Source organism: Paraburkholderia sp. A1RI_3L (assembly GCF_048957895.1).
Lineage (GTDB): Bacteria > Pseudomonadota > Gammaproteobacteria > Burkholderiales > Burkholderiaceae > Paraburkholderia > Paraburkholderia kururiensis.
The window spans coordinates 231,690-247,755 of the sequence record NZ_JARCHA010000011.1 but is presented as its reverse complement, the minus strand read 5'-3'; the positions used below and the strand labels follow the sequence as shown (position 1 = coordinate 247,755).

At 67.0% G+C, this 16,066-nt stretch carries 14 protein-coding genes; 6 read left to right on the top strand and 8 right to left on the bottom strand.

Annotated elements, in window-relative coordinates; all coding sequences use genetic code 11:
- Positions 1 to 17: 17 nt before the first annotated feature.
- The 3 genes from PXJ20_RS26160 to PXJ20_RS26150 all read right to left on the bottom strand — a co-directional run bounded on the left by PXJ20_RS26160 (position 18) and on the right by PXJ20_RS26150 (position 4,331).
- A complete protein-coding gene (locus tag PXJ20_RS26160; protein ID WP_421057446.1) occupies positions 18 to 1,400 on the bottom strand; it encodes a hypothetical protein in 1,383 nt (460 codons plus the stop codon).
- Between the two features lie 86 nt (positions 1,401 to 1,486).
- Complete coding sequence (locus tag PXJ20_RS26155; RefSeq protein WP_421032477.1) at positions 1,487 to 2,581, bottom strand: phosphoserine transaminase; 1,095 nt, start codon at positions 2,579 to 2,581, stop codon at positions 1,487 to 1,489.
- Between the two features lie 193 nt (positions 2,582 to 2,774).
- Positions 2,775 to 4,331, bottom strand: a complete 1,557-nt coding sequence (locus PXJ20_RS26150) for an MDR family MFS transporter (protein WP_421032476.1) — start codon at positions 4,329 to 4,331, stop codon at positions 2,775 to 2,777.
- A gap of 334 nt (positions 4,332 to 4,665) precedes the next feature.
- Here PXJ20_RS26150 and PXJ20_RS26145 point away from each other — a divergent pair, with 334 nt between their 5' ends.
- Entirely contained in the window at positions 4,666 to 5,319 is a 654-nt protein-coding gene (locus PXJ20_RS26145; RefSeq protein ID WP_017773664.1) for a TetR/AcrR family transcriptional regulator, read from the top strand.
- A gap of 27 nt (positions 5,320 to 5,346) precedes the next feature.
- Here the strand turns inward: PXJ20_RS26145 and PXJ20_RS26140 are convergent, their stop codons facing one another.
- Positions 5,347 to 6,096 carry a ribonuclease activity regulator RraA gene (locus PXJ20_RS26140; protein ID WP_233411774.1) on the bottom strand — a complete coding sequence of 250 codons (750 nt, stop codon included), beginning with the start codon at positions 6,094 to 6,096 and terminating at the stop codon, positions 5,347 to 5,349.
- A gap of 423 nt (positions 6,097 to 6,519) precedes the next feature.
- Between PXJ20_RS26140 and PXJ20_RS26135 the strand changes: the two genes are divergently transcribed.
- On the top strand, positions 6,520 to 6,924 hold the full coding sequence (locus PXJ20_RS26135) for a response regulator (RefSeq protein ID WP_017773666.1): 405 nt from the start codon (positions 6,520 to 6,522) through the stop codon (positions 6,922 to 6,924).
- Positions 6,925 to 6,950: 26 nt separating this feature from the next.
- Positions 6,951 to 7,436: a DUF1801 domain-containing protein gene (locus PXJ20_RS26130; RefSeq protein WP_421032475.1), complete on the top strand. Its 486-nt coding sequence runs from the start codon at positions 6,951 to 6,953 to the stop codon at positions 7,434 to 7,436.
- A 66-nt stretch (positions 7,437 to 7,502) separates the two neighbouring features.
- Here the strand turns inward: PXJ20_RS26130 and PXJ20_RS26125 are convergent, their stop codons facing one another.
- From PXJ20_RS26125 to PXJ20_RS26115, 3 genes are all read right to left on the bottom strand, one after another.
- Entirely contained in the window at positions 7,503 to 8,138 is a 636-nt protein-coding gene (locus PXJ20_RS26125; protein ID WP_233411773.1) for a Fur family transcriptional regulator, read from the bottom strand.
- 86 nt (positions 8,139 to 8,224) lie between these two features.
- Positions 8,225 to 9,817, bottom strand: a complete 1,593-nt coding sequence (locus PXJ20_RS26120; protein ID WP_421032474.1) for a tetratricopeptide repeat protein — start codon at positions 9,815 to 9,817, stop codon at positions 8,225 to 8,227.
- A gap of 31 nt (positions 9,818 to 9,848) precedes the next feature.
- Entirely contained in the window at positions 9,849 to 10,475 is a 627-nt protein-coding gene (locus tag PXJ20_RS26115) for a glutathione S-transferase family protein (RefSeq protein ID WP_413214530.1), read from the bottom strand.
- Positions 10,476 to 10,756: 281 nt separating this feature from the next.
- Between PXJ20_RS26115 and PXJ20_RS26110 the strand changes: the two genes are divergently transcribed.
- The gene (locus PXJ20_RS26110) at positions 10,757 to 12,421 is read left to right on the top strand and encodes an ATP-binding domain-containing protein (RefSeq protein WP_421032473.1); all 1,665 of its coding nucleotides are present in this window, start codon (positions 10,757 to 10,759) and stop codon (positions 12,419 to 12,421) included.
- Between the two features lie 105 nt (positions 12,422 to 12,526).
- On the opposite strand, the gene PXJ20_RS26105 is transcribed toward PXJ20_RS26110, so the two are convergent.
- On the bottom strand, positions 12,527 to 13,471 hold the full coding sequence (locus PXJ20_RS26105; protein ID WP_421032675.1) for a phosphoribosyltransferase: 945 nt from the start codon (positions 13,469 to 13,471) through the stop codon (positions 12,527 to 12,529).
- Positions 13,472 to 13,635: 164 nt separating this feature from the next.
- Here PXJ20_RS26105 and PXJ20_RS26100 point away from each other — a divergent pair, with 164 nt between their 5' ends.
- Together PXJ20_RS26100 and PXJ20_RS26095 are read left to right on the top strand one after the other, a co-directional pair.
- Positions 13,636 to 14,175, top strand: coding sequence for a molybdopterin-dependent oxidoreductase (locus tag PXJ20_RS26100; RefSeq protein ID WP_085970087.1), 540 nt, complete (start codon positions 13,636 to 13,638; stop codon positions 14,173 to 14,175).
- The gene (locus tag PXJ20_RS26095; protein ID WP_421032674.1) at positions 14,175 to 16,043 is read left to right on the top strand and encodes an ATP-binding protein; all 1,869 of its coding nucleotides are present in this window, start codon (positions 14,175 to 14,177) and stop codon (positions 16,041 to 16,043) included. The genes PXJ20_RS26100 and PXJ20_RS26095 overlap by 1 nt, the downstream gene beginning before the upstream one ends.
- The last annotated feature ends 23 nt before the right edge of the window (positions 16,044 to 16,066 follow it).

The following is a 16,066-nucleotide window of genomic DNA, read 5'->3' as shown; positions in this document are numbered from 1 at the left end:
CTTTGCGCTACTTTGCGCTACGTCGGCCGAGGCGAGCCCGGCGCGTCACCCGAAAGCCGCGCCATCTGCATCCGCTCGAACGCATCGACAATGCGTTGCACGAACGCGTTCTTGTGCGCGAGCGGCCCGTCCATCGGTTCGCGGTGCACGAGCATCGTGGCATTCGCTTCGAACACGAAGACGCGGCCGTCGGGCAGCAGCGTGAAGTCGATGCCGCCATAGTCGAGGTCGAGCCGTTGCGCGATGGCGGCAATTGCCCGCATCGCGCGTTCGCCGAGCGTCGCGGCCGGGTCTTCGAGGAAGCGCCGCTCTTCGGCGATCTTCCACGCCGCATCCATTTCGGCCGTGTAGTAGTGGACCATCCAGTGCGGCGCGATGGCGAGGTGGTAGGGGAACGGCTCGCCGTCGACGAACACCATGCGGTACTTACGGAAGTAGCCGTCGGCGCTGCGTACGTCGTGGAACGCGGTGAGATAGCAGGGCGCGGCGAGCGCTTCGAGCGCGGGCCAGAGCGTCTCCATCGACGCGTGCAAGGTCAGGCCGTCGCCGCCGTGCGTGGCGAGCGGGCGCATCAGCAGCGGGAACGCGAGCGTGCCGACGGCAAGGCAGCATTCGAGCACGTTGGGCGACGGCGGCACGCTGTCGAGCCGGATGCAGGCCGCCGTCACGACGTCGTCGAGTGCTTCGAACAGCGCCGGCATGCGGTGGCGCTGTGTGTTCGCGACCGCGCCGGGACGGTTCAGGAGCGGCTTGCCGCAGCGCGCCGCGAAGCGTTCGATGCGCGCCGTGAGCGGCGTGGCGATATCGGCCTCGCCGATTGCGTTGAAGACGAGATCGAACGGGGGCAACTGCGTGTCTTCGGCGTCGTCGGCATAGTCGATGGCGTACTTGATGCGCGAGGCGGTTTGCGGGTCGAGCAGCGTATCGAAGGGCACGTTCCCCGACGCATGGCCCGAGCACAGGATCAGCAACTGGCGTTGCGGGCGCTCCACGGGCTCCACGAACACGCGTTGCAGGCTGTAGGCGCGCGAGCGGTGTCGTTGCGCGTCCGCAGCGCGGCCTTCTTCGTCGTAGATCGCTGCGAGGTTCTGGTGTGCGATCGCCAGGTTCGGATTCACGGCGAGCGCGTGCGCGTACCAGTGCTTCGCGCGCGCGGGCTCGCCGCGCAGGTAGAACGTTGTTGCGAGGTTGTAGAGCGGAATCGCCGCAAGATCGGGTGCGCCCGCCGCGATGGTTTCGGCCGTCACCACGGCGATGCGGTGCGCGAGGAAGCCGCTTTCGTCGCCGGCTTCGCGCATGGCGGCAAGGATGGCGCGATGCAGGTCCATGTCGAGCGGCGCGGCGTCGAGGGCGCGGGCGAGGTCGGTGAGGGCGTTGTCGTCGGCGTTCGTTGTCGGCACAGTCGCGGATGCAGCGTGAGTGCATGACGAGGCGGGTGCGGCATGGCTCATGGCGCTTCGTTCTTCGTTCGGCGTGGCGTTCATGCTCATGCGCGTTGCAGCGCGAACTCGGTCAGCGCCTCGCAGAGGGTATCGACAGCCTGTTCCGTCACCGCGTTGTAGAGCGAGGCGCGCAGCCCGCCCAGCGAGCGATGTCCTTCCAGTCCCACGATGCCCTGTTCGCGCGCCGCCGCTGCGAATGCCTCGTCGAGCCGGCGGTCGCCGAACGTGAAGGCCACGTTCATCTGCGAGCGCCACGGTGTGTGCGCGTGGATGCTCACGGCGTCGCCGAGCGCGTCGAGCGTGCCGTACAGACGCGCCGCCTTGCGTTCGTTGATGCGCTGCATGGCGGCCAGTCCGCCGATCTCGTCGCGCAGCCAGCGCGTGACGAGCGTGAGCACGTAAATGGCGAACACGGGCGGCGTGTTGTAGTTGGAGCCGTGGGCGACGTGCGTGCGAAAGTCAAGAATGGCGGGCAGCCCGTCGGGAATGCGCTCGAGCAGCGACCGGTGGATGACGGCGACCGTCACGCCCGCGGGCCCCAGATTCTTCTGCGCGTGTGCGTAGATCATCGCGTAGCGGTTGCAGGCCATGGGCTGCGACAGAAAGTCCGACGACATGTCCGCGATCAGCGGGGCGGGCGGCGTGTTGTCGAAGACAGGGAACTGCAGGCCTTCCACGGTTTCGTTGGAAACGTAGTGCAGGTACGCGGCGTCTTGCGCGACGTCGAGCGCATCGAGCGCCGGCAGTTGCCGGTAGCCCGTTGCGCGACCGTCCCAGGCCACGCGGCGGGCCGTCACCTTGGCGGCTTCCTGCGTCGCGCGGCCGCTCCAGTATCCGGAGGTCACGTACTCGGGCGGCGAGCCTGCGCCGCGCGCGAAGTTCATCGGGATCATGGCGAACTGCAGGCTGCTGCCGCCTTGCTGGAACGTCACGGCGTAGTCGTCGGTGAGTCCGAGCAGGGCGCGCAGGTTCTGTTCGGCTTCGTCCACGAGCGCCTTGAACCAGGCCGAACGATGGCTCATGCCGAGCACCGAGAGCCCCGTCTCGGGTAGCGCGACGATGGCCTCGCGCGTCTGTTCGAGAACGGACTCGGGCAGGGCGCCGGGACCGCCGGAAAAGTTGAGTGCGTTGGACGTCATGGTGGCCGAAAGCTTGCCGTCAGTTCGCTGTTGGCGCGTTGTGCGCCGGCAGCGGGAATCGAGGATCGGGTAGGCAACCAGACTAGCAGCGCGGGCGGTGGATCAAAGAAGAGAGCAGAGGGCCGAAGTACCGCTTATTCCGCAGGATTGTCGACAGGCCGGACAGCGCGTGCCACCCGGCCCCGCATACACGTCAGTGATGTTCGCGCAGCGGTACGTCCTGAAGCAGCCAGGAGAGCGCGAACGCCAGCACCACGACCACGGCGGCCACGACATAGACCGTGTGCAGGGCGCCCGCGAACGCCTGGAGATAGTCGTCGTGGAGCGCCGCGGGCAGATGCTGGATCGCGGTGGGCGTGAGCCCCTGCGGCAGGCCCGTGTCGGGCGGCAGAATCTTGTCGAGCCGCGCTTCGAGGCCGTGCGAGAACACCGCGCCGAATGCCGCCACGCCAACGGAGCCGCCAATCGAGCGGAACAGCGTGGCGCCCGACGTGGCCACGCCGAGGTGCCGGAACGCCACCGTGTTCTGCACGGCGAGAATGAGCACCTGCATGATCATGCCGAGGCCGCAGCCGAGCAGGCCCATGTAGAGGTACATCACGCGGATCGGCGTTTCGATTTTCAACGTGGAGAGCAGCACCATCGCGACGCCCACGAGCAGTGACCCCACAATCGGAAAGATCCGGTAGCGTCCGATACGGCTGATCAGCCGTCCCACCACGATCGACATGACGAGCAGGCCGCCCATCATGGGCAGCATTTGCACGCCGGCCTCGGATGGCGTGGAGCCCTTCACGACCTGCAGGTAGAGCGGCAGGAACGTGACGCAGCCGAACATCGATACACCCACGACAAAGCCGATCAGGCTCGCCAGCAAGAACGTGCGTTCGCGAAAGAGTTCGAGCGGCATGATGGGTTCGGCCGCGTGCTTTTGCTCGTGGATGAAGCCCGCCACGCACACGAGGCCCAGCACGAGCGTGAGCCACAGTTGCGCCGACGACCATGGCAGCACCGAACCGCCTTCGCTCGTGAAGAGAATAATGCAGGTGAGCGCGCCGGCCAGAAACGCGGCGCCCATGTAGTCGATCTGGTGCTTCACGTGCGCGGTGCGCGGCTTGAACACGGCGCCGATCACGACGAGTGCGACCGCACCGAGCGGCACGTTGATGTAGAAGATCCACCGCCACGACAGATGCTCGACGAGAAAGCCGCCCAGCAGCGGACCGACCACCGTCGCGAGGCCGAACACGCCGCCGAAGAGGCCCTGGTAGCGGCCGCGTTCGGCGGGCGGCACCACGTCCCCAATCGCGGCCATGGTGATGACGAGCAGCCCGCCGCCGCCGAGACCTTGCAGCGCGCGCAGCACGATCAGCTGCGGCATGTTCTGCGCGATGCCGCAGAGCACCGAGCCGGCGAGGAACAGCGCGATGGCCGCCTGCAACACGACCTTGCGGCCGAACAGATCGCCCAGCTTGCCGTAGAGCGGCACGACGATGGTGGACGTGAGCAGGTAGGCGGTGACGACCCACGAAAGCTGGTCGAGCCCGCCCAGTTCCCCGACGATGGTGGGCAGCGCCGTGGAGACGATGGTCTGGTCGAGTGCGGCGAGCAGCATGACGAGCAGGAGCGCGGGAAACAGCAAACGGATGGGCGGATGCCCCTGTGCTTGCGTTGGTGTCTGCGGCTGCGAACCGATGCCGCCAGCCCCTTCACGGTGCCCTTCGCCTTGCGCGGAGGTTTGTAGTTCCATGGGAAGTGCCTGACGTTGAATTAATTAACACGAAAATTAATATATTGCGGATGAGCGCCTACGTCAAACGGGACTCTGTTACCCTGCGTAAATTCGCCGGGCGCGCCGTGTCCGTGTCGACGTGCCGGGCGCGATGAACCGAACCGGCGCCCGCAGCACCATGCGCCGCCATTCCAGATTCAGCATGTCAGAACCGAAACAGGATCGAGCAGGAAGCGCGCGAGCCGCGCTGCACGTCAGAAACCGCGCGCCGCGTGCGACCGTGGGGGCCAATGCCCGCGATGGGGGCGATGGGGGCGATGGCGCCCAGGCCCTGGCCGCGCGAGGCGAGAAGTTGGGAGACAACGACCCGCCGCGCCGCCCGGGCCGGCCGTCGGGCAGCGCCCGGGGGCCGCAGCAGCGCGAGAAACTGCTCGAAGTGGCGCTTGGGCTGTTCGCGCGGCAGGGCATCCTCGAAACCACGCTGGGCGCCATTGCCCGCGAGGCCGGCGTGACGCCGGCGATGGTCCATTACTACTTCAACACGCGCGACCAGCTGATCGACGTGCTGATCGACGAGTGCTTCGTGCCGCTTCGCGCGCAGTTCGGCGAGCCGTTCCGCAACCATCCCGACGATCCGGTCGCGGCGCTCACCGACCTCGCGCTGCTGTTCGTCAAAGTCGCCGATGAGAACCCTTGGTTCCCGCCACTCTGGGTGCGCGAGGTGATCAGCGAAGGCGGCGTGCTGCGCCAGCGCATGCACGAACGCTTCGGCAACGCAAACCGCAAGGCGGCGCTCGTCGCGATCCGGCGCTGGCAACGGGAAGGGCGGCTCAACCGCGCACTCGAACCCTCGCTCGTATTCCTGACGCTGCTCGGGCTGACGGTGCTGCCGTTTGCCACGTCGAAGCAATGGCGCGATCTGCCCGCGCGTCGCCAGGTTAGTGCGCAGGCCATCGCCCGGCATGCCGTAGCACTGCTCCTGCATGGCGTCGGGCCGCAGGACTGAAGCGCAGGGCCGAGGGTTCCCGCCCTTTCAGTGCGTCTTTTTCCACGCCTCGTAGGCGGCCTTCGTCACGTCGTTGGGTGGATACGTGCCGGGCAGCGTGGCGCCCTCGCGAATGCGTTCGGTGAGGAACGTTTCGAGCCGTTCCTGTTCCGCCGCGGCCGCGGCGACCTCGGCGGCGATGCCACGCGGAATCACGACGACGCCGTCCGCGTCGCCTACGATCACGTCGCCCGGAAACACCGCGACGCCGCCGCAGCCGATCGGCACGTTGAAGTCCACCGCGTGATGACGGATCAGGTTCGGCGGCGCGCTGGCGCCGGCGCAGAACACGGGCAGGCCAAGCTCGGCGATCGTGGCGCTGTCGCGCACGGGACCGTCCGACACCATGCCTGCCACGCCGCGCACTTTGAGCCGCAGCGTGAGGATGGAGCCGAACGAAGCGCTGGCGCGCTCGCCGCGGCAATCCTGCACCAGCACGTGGCCTGCGGGCGCCGTCTCCACGCACTTGCGCTGCGCGTACTCCGGGTCGGCGAACAGTTCGAGCACGTCGATGTCTTCGCGCGACGGAATGTTGCGCAGCGTGAAGGCCGGACCGACGAGGTTCGGCCCCGTATGCGCGGCGAGCGGACTCACGCCCTGCATGAAGGTGTTGCGCAGTCCGCGCTTGAACAACTGCGTGGTGAGCGTTGCCGTGGTGACGTGGCGGAGCGCTTCGAGAGTGGCGGCGTCGAGTTCCTGCATCGTCGTGTCCGGAAAAAGGAGGGAAGGGTCCGCCATGATAGCGCCGCACGGCGCGCGGCTGACATCGGCCGAAAAGCCAGTGCGATCGCCGGCCAATCCCCGGGCGCCGGGCCAGGCCACGACGGCGAACAGACCTTCGGCCATGATTTCAGACAGCGCTCGAAGCATCGTCGATGGGGCCGCAACGCCTTTCACAAGGCTGTCTTTTTGCGGCGCTATCGTCCGCACCGCGACGTAGCGTGAGCCTGGCGCCAGTCGGTGCCGAAAACTGGAACGTATTTTGCATCCGTCCCCTGGAACATCGCTGCAATGCGGGTATCCAAAGCCGGGTATCCAAAGGCGTCGTATCCGCGTGCGCCCGTCAGCCAACGCCAACGGCCGGCACGATGCGACGGCATGCCGTGCAGGGGAATCGTCCTTGTGTGCGGCCCCTGAATCTGTCTTTTTGCATCAAGGTACATGAAGGAACTACAAGGACTCGATCAGGCAACGATCGTACTTGTCGAAGACGACCCGCAAAGCCGGGAGTCGCTGACAACGTTGCTGGAGTCGGAGGGCGCGCGCGTTGTCGCGGTAGCCGACGCGGAAGAAGGCGTGGAGGCGGCGCTTCGGCTGCTGCCCGACGCCGTGGTATGCGACCTCGACCTTCCCGCCATGGACGGGTTTTACCTCATTCAACGCCTGCGCGACCATGAAATACGCTGCGATCACACGCCTTCCGTCGCGATCGCGCTGACCGGCCACACCGGCGAAAGCTGGCGGCTGCGCAGCATCGGCGAAGGGTTCCAGCACTTCATGACCAAGCCGGCCCAGCCCGACAAGCTCATCGCGCTGCTGCGCGAATCGATCGACGCGCGGGTTTAGCCGGCAGGTTTAGCCGGGTCGGGAACATGCCCAACACGCAGAACGTGAAAAAGAGCGAACCGCCGGAAGGCCCCTCTGCCTCCACACTCATCGACGAAAAAATCCAGCAACTGGGCGACTGGCGCGGCGAGATGCTGGCGCGGCTACGAGCGCTTGTCAGGGAAGCCGACCCGGACGTGGTCGAAGAGTGGAAGTGGCGCGGCGTGCCGGTTTGGTCGCACGGCGGGCTGATCTGTACGGGCGAGACCTACAAGAGCGCCGTGAAGATGACGTTCGCAAAAGGCGCATCGCTGGACGACCCGGCGGGTCTCTTCAACGCGAGTCTCGAAGGAAATACGCGGCGCGCCATCGATTTTCACGAGGGCGACGCAATCGACGCGGAAGCGCTGAAGGCACTGATTCGTGCTGCCGTGCTGCTGAATACGTCGAAGGGGATCCAGCGCGTGAAGGCTGTGAAGGTTGTGAAAGCCGCGAAGGCGCCGGCGTCCGCCGCAGATCTGCCCACTGACTAATCGCGCCCCACCACTGCGCCTCATTCAAAGACAGGCAACCGCAGCGGAACATTCCAGCGCGTAGGCCTACGCTTCCGCTTTCGCCGCCTTCACCGTTTTTGCGCCCGGCGCGTCTTTGGCCGCGCGTTCGGCCGCCTGGCAGTTGGCGCAGACACCCTTGAGTTCGATGTCGTCGCTCGCGAGCCGGTAGCCCGCTTCTTCGATCTGCGCCACGAGCGCTGCGCGCAGCGTGGGCTGATGCAGTTCGGTTACGTTGCCGCATTGCTGGCACACCACGAGCACGCCATGCCGGCACTGCGTGAGATCGTGGCAGACCGTGAACGCATTGATCGATTCGATCCGGTGCACGAGCCCCGCGGAGAGCAGGAAGTCGAGTGCGCGATAAACCGTGGGCGGCGCGGAGCCGGGATGGATCGCGCGCATTTCGTCGAGCAGCGAATACGCCTTGGTGGCGCGGCCCGATGCGAGCAGCAGTTCGAGCACCTTGCGGCGAATCGGCGTGAGCTTCTCGCCGCGCTCGCGGCAGTAGGCATCGGCGAGGGCGAGCGCTTCTTCCTGCGAGGCGGGCGTCCCGGCATGCGAAGCGCCTGGGGAACCGCCTGCTGTGTGCGAGTCGTGCTGGCCGCCGTCGTGGTCATGCGCATGACCGGCTGGGCGAGCAGCCGGTTTCCGGTCGACGGGCGAGGATTTTGCGATCTTCATGCGGCGATTATACGGGCGGGCGTCGGCTGGCATTGGCTGGCGTTGTAGGCGCGCCGGGCGGCGCGGCTTGTCGGCGCCGCGTCCGCTCAGGCTGCGCGGGCTGCGCTCGCGGGCGTGAAACCGTCGAGCGCGGCCCGCAGGTTCGCTACCACCGAAGCCCAGTCGCCTCGCGCGGGCTGGCGGAACAATCGGGCTTCGCCATACCACGGGCTGTCCGTGCGCCCGAGTTGCCAGCGCCAGTCGGGCGTGAACGGCAGCGCGATCCATACGGGTTTGCCGAGCGCCCCGGCGAGATGGGCAACCGACGTATCCACGCTGATGACGAGGTCGAGCTGGGCCACAAGCGCTGCCGTGTCGGCGTACGTGTCGAGCCGGTGCGAAACGTCGAGCAGTGCCGGCGTTTCGGCAAGGCACGCCCGATCTTCGTCGCGCACGTCTTTCTGCAGCGAGACGAAGCACATCGGCGCATCGAAGAGCGGCGCGAGCTGGGCTAAGCGCATCGAACGGTTCGCGTCGTTCACGTGCGTGCGGCTGCCCGACCATGCAATGCCCACGCGCGGCCGCTCGCCTGCTGCGGCCATGACGTCGTGCCATTGCGCGAGCCGGGCGGCGTCGGCCGCAAGGTACGGCGTCTTCGCCGGAATGCCGGTGGCACGCGTGCCGAACGCGAAGGGCAGGCTCAGCAACGGACAGTGCCAGTCGAACGCCGGCACCGGATCGTGTTCGCCGATGACCGCCACGGTTCCCGGGTAGTCGCGCAGGAGCGGCAGCAACGTGTCCTGAGCGCGCAGCACGACACGCGCGCCGGCGTCGGCCAGCAGGTCGACGTAGCGGACGAATTGCAGCGTGTCGCCGAGGCCCTGTTCGTGATGCACGAACAGCGTTTGGCCCGCCGGGGGCTGCGCTTTCGGGCCTTTCCACAAGGTGGCGTCGGGAAAGCCGTGCGTGTCGGTGCCGTCGCGCCAGCGCCATTCGTATTCGCGCCAGCCGTGCTCGAACTCGCCGAGCAGCAGGTTGGTCTGCGCGCGATTCGTACGGGCGCCCACGTCGTTGGGGTCGATAGCGAGCGCCTGGCGAAACTGGGCGAGGGCTTCGTCGAAGCGGTGCAGATCGCGCAGCGCGACGCCCAGGTTCACGTAGGCCGGCGTGAAGTTCGGCTTGATGGCGATGGCGCGCCGGTAGGCTGCCATTTCGTCGTCGTAGCGGCCCAGCGTGCCGAGGAGCTTGCCCCGGTTGTAATGCGCTTCGTGGAGCTGCGGATGGCGCGCGCTCAGGCGGTCGAGGGTTGCCAGCGCACGTTCGTGCTCGCCGTTCTGTACGAGCGACATCGCGAGTCCATGCAGCAGCGCCGGATGATCGGGAGCCCGCGCAAGACAGCGCTCGAAGAGGCCGATCGCCTCGCCGTGCCGCTGCGCGAGCTGGCAGAGCTGCGCGGCCCAAAAATACTGCTCGTGCGAAACCGCTCCTTCGGCGCGGCTTTGCAGCAAGCGCGTGGCGCAGTCCGCGGCGCGCGCGTAGTCGCCTTGCCGGGCGGCAACGTGAGCAAGACCTTCCAGTGCCTCGCCGTGGTCGGGCGCCTGATCGACGGCTTCTTCCAGCAGGCGGCGCGCCTCGTCGAGGCGACCGGCGGCGAAGTGCCGGTGGGCCGCGTCGAGCATCGCGGCGATGTTCAACGTCATGTCGTGGAGATCGGTGTGAGCCCGTGCGGCGTCAGGTCAGCGGCAGATCGATGTACTTCTTGAAGCCCTGGCGGGTGGCAAGCCGCGAATACCAGCGTTCGAGATTCGGCAGCGACGGCCGCTCGATGCCTTCCAGATCGAACCAGCGCTTCGCGAACGTGCCGATCACGATGTCGGCCAGCGTGAACTTGTCGTTCTCCAGAAAGAAGCGGCCTTGCAGATGGCGATCGACGATCGTCCAGAGCGCCGCGGCCGCCTGCCGGTCGGCCTCGATCGCGGCGGCGTCACGCTTTTCCGGCGGCGTGCGCACGAGCGCCATGAAAAGCGGGCGCTCCGTGGGCGCGAGCGTGGAAAGCGACCAGTCGAGCCAGCGGTCGATGCTCGCGCGCACCTTCGGATCGGCCGGATAGAGCTGGCTGGAGGCGCCGTATTGCATCACGAGGTAGCGCAGGATCGAGTTCGATTCCCACAGCACGAACTCGCCGTCCACGAGCGTCGGCACGCGGGCGTTCGGATTCAGCGCGAGATAGTCGGCGTCGTGGGTGCGGCCGAACTGCATGCCCGCATCGATGCGGTCGTACGGCAGCACGAGTTCGTCGCAGCACCACAAAAGTTTCTGCACGTTCGCCGAGTTGGCGCGTCCCCAGATCGTGATCATCCGGCCGGTTCTCCTTCAATAGGCTTGCAGACAGATTGCGCACGCACGGCGCGCGCGATGAACCAGTAACGATACACGATCCGCAAGGCGGCTTCCGGCAGGCTTGCCGCTGCTTGCCGCTGTTTGCCATCGTCCGCCGTCGTTCGTCGCGTGGTTCGCGCGCTTCGGCAAACGGCCGCGGGATGCGGTGCGGGGCCGCGTGCGTAAAATACCGGCAGCCGCAATTCCGCCAGTCACCCCACTGCCCGCAACCCACCCAACCGACCACGACGAGGCGCCGCATGGCCCGCATTGTCCCCGACGACTGGAAGCATCTGGCCGCCACCGGCGCGGCCGCGCGCGAGCGCGAAACGCTTACGCTGCTAGAAGAAGCGCTGCCGGCCGACTACACCGTCTACCACGGCGTGCACTGGACGCGGCTCAACCAGAACTTCTCGGTATTCGGCGAGGCGGACTTCGTGATCGTGAGTCCGGCGGGCCGCGTGATGATCGTCGAGCAGAAAACGGGCTTCCTGCGCGAGACGCCGAAGGGCCTCGTGAAGGTCCATCTGCAGACTGAGCGCAATGTGGCCATCGCGCTCGCGCGCACCATCGAAGGGCTGCATCGGCGCTTTACCGCGGCGTTCGGGGCCGGCACGTATTTCATCGAAGAGCTGCTGTACTGCCCGGATCACGTCGTGAGGAACGCGGCCATTGCCGGCGTGAACCCGGCGCGTATCGTCGATGCCACGCGCAAGGACCGGCTCGCCGCCATCGTGCGCGAAGCGCTGCCTGCCGACGAGCCGCGTCTGCCATGCGCCGCGAAGATTCACCATTTTCTCGCCGACGAACTTGCGCTCACGCCCGACGCGAGCGCGCTCGTGGGCGCGGCCGGCACGCTCGTCACGCGCCTCGCGGGCGGCCTTGCCACCTGGGCGCGGCGGCTCGAATTCTCGCCGTTCCGGCTGCGCGTGATCGGCACGGCGGGCTCGGGCAAGACGCAGCTTGCGGTGCAGGTGATGAAAGACGCGGTGGCGCGCGATCAACGCGTGCTTTACGTGTGCTTCAACCGGCCGCTCGCCGACCATATCGCGCGCGTGGCGCCTCCCGGCGTGAAGGTGGCCAACTATCACCAGCTGTGCGACTGGATTGCACGCGACGCGGGACGCGCGCCGGATTTCGGCCGCTCCGACGTCTTCGACCAGCTCGAACAGACCTTCGCCCAGACGCCCATCGACGCGCGCTGGCAGTTCGACGTGTTGATCGTCGACGAAGGCCAGGACTTCATGCAGCCCTGGGTGGCGGCGCTCGAACGGCTGTTGCGGCCGGGTGCCGCGTGGTGGTGGCTCGAAGACCCGCTGCAGAACCTCTATATGCGCGAGAGCGTGACGCTCGATGGCTGGACCGTGCTGCGGGAATCGACGAATTACCGCAGTCCGCGCGACATCCTCGACTACGTGCGCGAGGTGGCGGGGCCGGTGTCGCACGACGCCGCGCGCCTTGTGGCCGGCAGCCCGTTCGACGGGTCCGACGTCGCGGTCTCCACCTACGAACATCACGACGGCCCGCAAGCGACCGAAGGCATCGGCGACGCCACCAAGCGCGCCATCACGCAGGCGCTCGGGCTCGGCTTTCGCCGGCAGGACATCGTGGTGCTGTCGTTTCGCGGCCGCGAGGGCTCGGCGCTCACGGCGCTCGACCATCTCGGCCCGCACCGGCTGCGCAGTTTCACGGGCAAGTACGACCTGTTCGGCAACCCCGAATACCGCGAGGGCGACGTGCTGCTGGAGTCGATCTATCGCTTCAAGGGGCAGGCCGCGCCTTGCGTGATCTTCACGGAAATCGATTTTGAAACGCTCGACGAGCGTGTTGCCCGCAAGCTCTTTGTCGGTGCGACGCGGGCCACCATGAAGCTGATTCTCGTGGCATCGCAGCGCGCTGCGCGGCAATTGCGCGTGCCTGAATGAAGCGGCGGAATGAAGCGGTTGAATGAAGCGGTTGAATGAAGCGGTTGAAGCGGCGCTCGCTTGCGCTAGCCGCCAGCCGCCTGGCCGGCGCTAAGCGCCTAGCGCCTAGCGCCAGGCCGACGCCCCGATCAGCGTGCCGCTCTGCGTGTGCGCGTTCCACCAGACCACGTGGAGCAGCGGGGCCTGCTGGGCGATCAGGATGGCTTCGAGCGGGTCGTCTTCCACGAAGTACGTCACGCCGCAGCGCTGCGCGGCTTCGGCCTTGCGCGCGGCCTGCGCCGACGGCGATGCGTCGTGCGGGCCGGCCTCGCGCATGATGAGTTCCACGCCGTTGAAGCCCTGGCGTTCGAGCCACTTCTGCACGCGCGCCCGCTCGGCTTCAGCACGGTCGGTCACGACCGCCCGCACGCGTCCGATCTCTACGCCCGAAAACTTGCGGAACGGCTGCAGCGCCTCGCGCTCCTCCAGCGTGGCGTCGAAATCATCTTCGGCGGCAAGCGGCGTGTCGGGCGGCACGATGCCGTCCAGGTCGATGGCGTAGGTGGCGTATTCGCGGTCGGTCGCGATCAGTGCGTCTGTTTGTGCGCCTTCGCGCGACCAGCTGGAACGGTAGCGCTGGGTGTAGCTCTGGCGTTCCTGCGGAAAGAGCGTGAAGAAGCTGTCGGCGTCGATCGAATAGTCGGGGCGCAGGCGGCTCAGGTCGTCGTAGGCGCCTGTCAAGGTGCGCACCGTGAGGCCGTGCTCGCGCAGGAACGCGATGCAGTCGGTCAGCGTGAAACCCAAACCCGCGATGTCTTCGCACAGCAGCACGCGCGAACCCGGTTCGGGCAGCGGCAGTGTGGAGTCCCACGTGACTGCGCGCGTGGAGCGGTCGTAGCGCAGGAACGCCACCGGCGCGCCGGTCACATGCGAGGCCATCAGTGCGAGCGGCGCGCCGCCCCGCAGAATGCCCACGATCACCGCGAAGTTTTCTGCGCGCAGCGCCGGTTGCAGCGACTCGATCCACTGACCGAGCTGTTCGTACGTGAGCGGAAGAATCGGCTTGTTCATGTCGTGACGGAGCGCGAGACCCGGCGGCTGCGGGCACGGCGTCGTGCCAGGTTGGAATTTGACGATATTATGCATGGGCCTGCGTGAACACGCTCCCCGGCTCAAGGGCGGCGCGGCAAACGCAGCGCCAGATCAAAGCGGACGAATAACGGGGCATGAAAGAAATGCACGAAGACCAGGCTTCGGCCTCGCGTAGGGCGGGGCGGTCGCGCAGGCTAGGGGGAGTGGGGGCCGCGCTCGTGTGCGCGGCATCGTTGATCGCTTCGCACGCGCTTGCGGCCACGCTGTCGCTCGACGTGAAAGGCAAGATCGCCAACACGAACGACGCAACGCATACCGTCTATCACTTCAGCGAAGCGCAACTGCTCGCGCTGCCCGTGCATGCCATCACGACGTCCACCACCTGGACGCCGCGCTCCACGTTCACGGGCCCGTTGCTCTCCGACGTGCTGAAGACGGTGGGCGCGAATGGCACGCAACTCGAAATCCATACCTTCGACGACTACACCTGCGTCGTGCCCATGGCCGATGCCGGTCGCTACGGCGTCGTGCTCGCCTACAGCATGAACGGCCAGCGCCTGAAGATGAGCGACTTCGGGCCGCTCTTTCTGATCTATCCGCGCGACACGTTCCCGTCCGAACTGGGCGGCCCCGGCGGCGATTCGAAGTTCGCGTGGCAGATCAAGTCGATCGTCGTCAAGTGATGCGCCGTCCGTTACGCCGCTTCGTTCTCGTCCTCGTGTGGCTCGTGGCGATTGCGCCACCGGTCGCGGCGGTGGGCTATCTGCTGTACGCGAACCTGATCGATTCGCGCGCCACGCAGCGCATCACGGGCGCTTACGACGGCTATTACTGGGACGCCGCGCAGTTGCAGATCGCCTACGCCCGGCTGGAGAACCAGCTGCTGCAGTACCGCTTCGGCGCCAATCGCGATTACGCGAAGCTGCAACTGCGTTACGCGGTGCTGCAGTCGAAGCTGCATGTGCTGGCCGGGTCCACGCGCAACCTCGCGTCGCAGCCGGACTTGCAGCGGCGCCAGCAAGCGGAGCTTGCGGCGCTCGATGCGCTCGTGGCCGAAATCGATCCGCAAATCGCGGCGCTCGAAGCCAATCCCGACCTCGCCGGCAAGGTTTTCGCGGCGCTGCACAGCCATTGGAACACCGTCAACGAACTCGCGCTCAGCCGGCGCTTTGCCGACGTGGAAGACCGCGAGGCAATGAGCCGCGACTTTCTTGCGAAGCGCCGCATGCTGTTTGCCGCAGGTGTCGGTTTGCTGCTGCTTTCGGCGGCGGCCACCGCGTTGCTCGTGTTCAACGGGTTCCGGCGCACGCGGCTCATCAACCAGCAAAAGGCGTTGCTCGCCGCCGAGCACGACGCAAGCCGTGCGGCGCGCGAGGCGAGCCTCGCGAAAGACGCGTTTCTCGGCATGATCAGCCACGAATTGCGTACGCCGCTGCACGCCATCGTGTCGTCGATCGAACTGCTTGGGCTCACGCCACATTCGGAGGCGGATGGCAAGGTGATCCGCCGGCTCGAAATCGCGGCGCGGCAGCTCGAAACGCAGATGAAGGACCTGACCGACTACGCGCGGCTCGGCGCCGGCAAGCTGGAGTTGCGCGACGAAGAGTTCGATCCGCGCGAACTGCTCGCTTCCATTGCCGATCAGCATGAAGCCGCCGCCCGTGCGAAGGGCCTCGTGTTCGAGCGCGCGGCGCGTGCCGAACGCGGCGGCGGGCGTGTGGTGTCGGACCCGCATCGCATCCGGCAGATTGCGAACAACCTTGTCACCAACGCGATCCGCTACACGGAGCGTGGCTCGGTTCATCTCGAGTTCGTGATGTTGCCGGACCTGCTCTCCATCGTGGTCCGTGATACGGGGCCTGGCGTGCCGCACGCGCAGATTCCGCAGATTTTCAGGGAGTTCACGCAGCTCGACGCCTCGCGCTCGCGGCGCTTCGAAGGCGCGGGCATGGGGCTCGCCATCGTGAAGGGGCTGGTGGATTTGTTCGGCGGCACGATCGAGACCGACAGCCGCCTGGGCGAGGGCACGACCTTCACGGTGACCGTGCCGGTGCGGTCCGTGCCGGGCAACCCCGCCGCGCATGCCGCGACGGATGCGCGCAGCGCCGCGCCGCCGCAGGTGCTGGTAGTGGACGACAACCCGCTCGTACGCGAATCGCTCTGCGAGATGGTGGCGCACATGGGTTACAGCGTGCACGCGGCGGCCGATGTCGAAGAAGCCCTGGCCTGGCTCGACAGCGAGCGTTGCGACGTGATGCTGCTCGATCTGCACATGCCTGGCCGGGACGGCTATTCGCTGATGGCCGATCTCGACATGCGCGTCGGCACGGGCGGTTACCCGGGCGGCCTGCCGCGCGTGATTGCTGTGAGCGCGTACATGTCCGACCTCGATGCGAGCGGCCCTGACGGCGGTGGGCAGACGTTCCCGGCAGCGTTCTTCGACAGCCTCACCAAGCCCGTCCATTACGACGTACTGCGGGCCGCGCTTCAGCGGGCGCTGGCCGCCGGCCGCTCGCGGCCGCGCTCCGGTCTGACCGAAGCGCAGCGCTGAACCAGACGCGCAGAAGGCCCAGC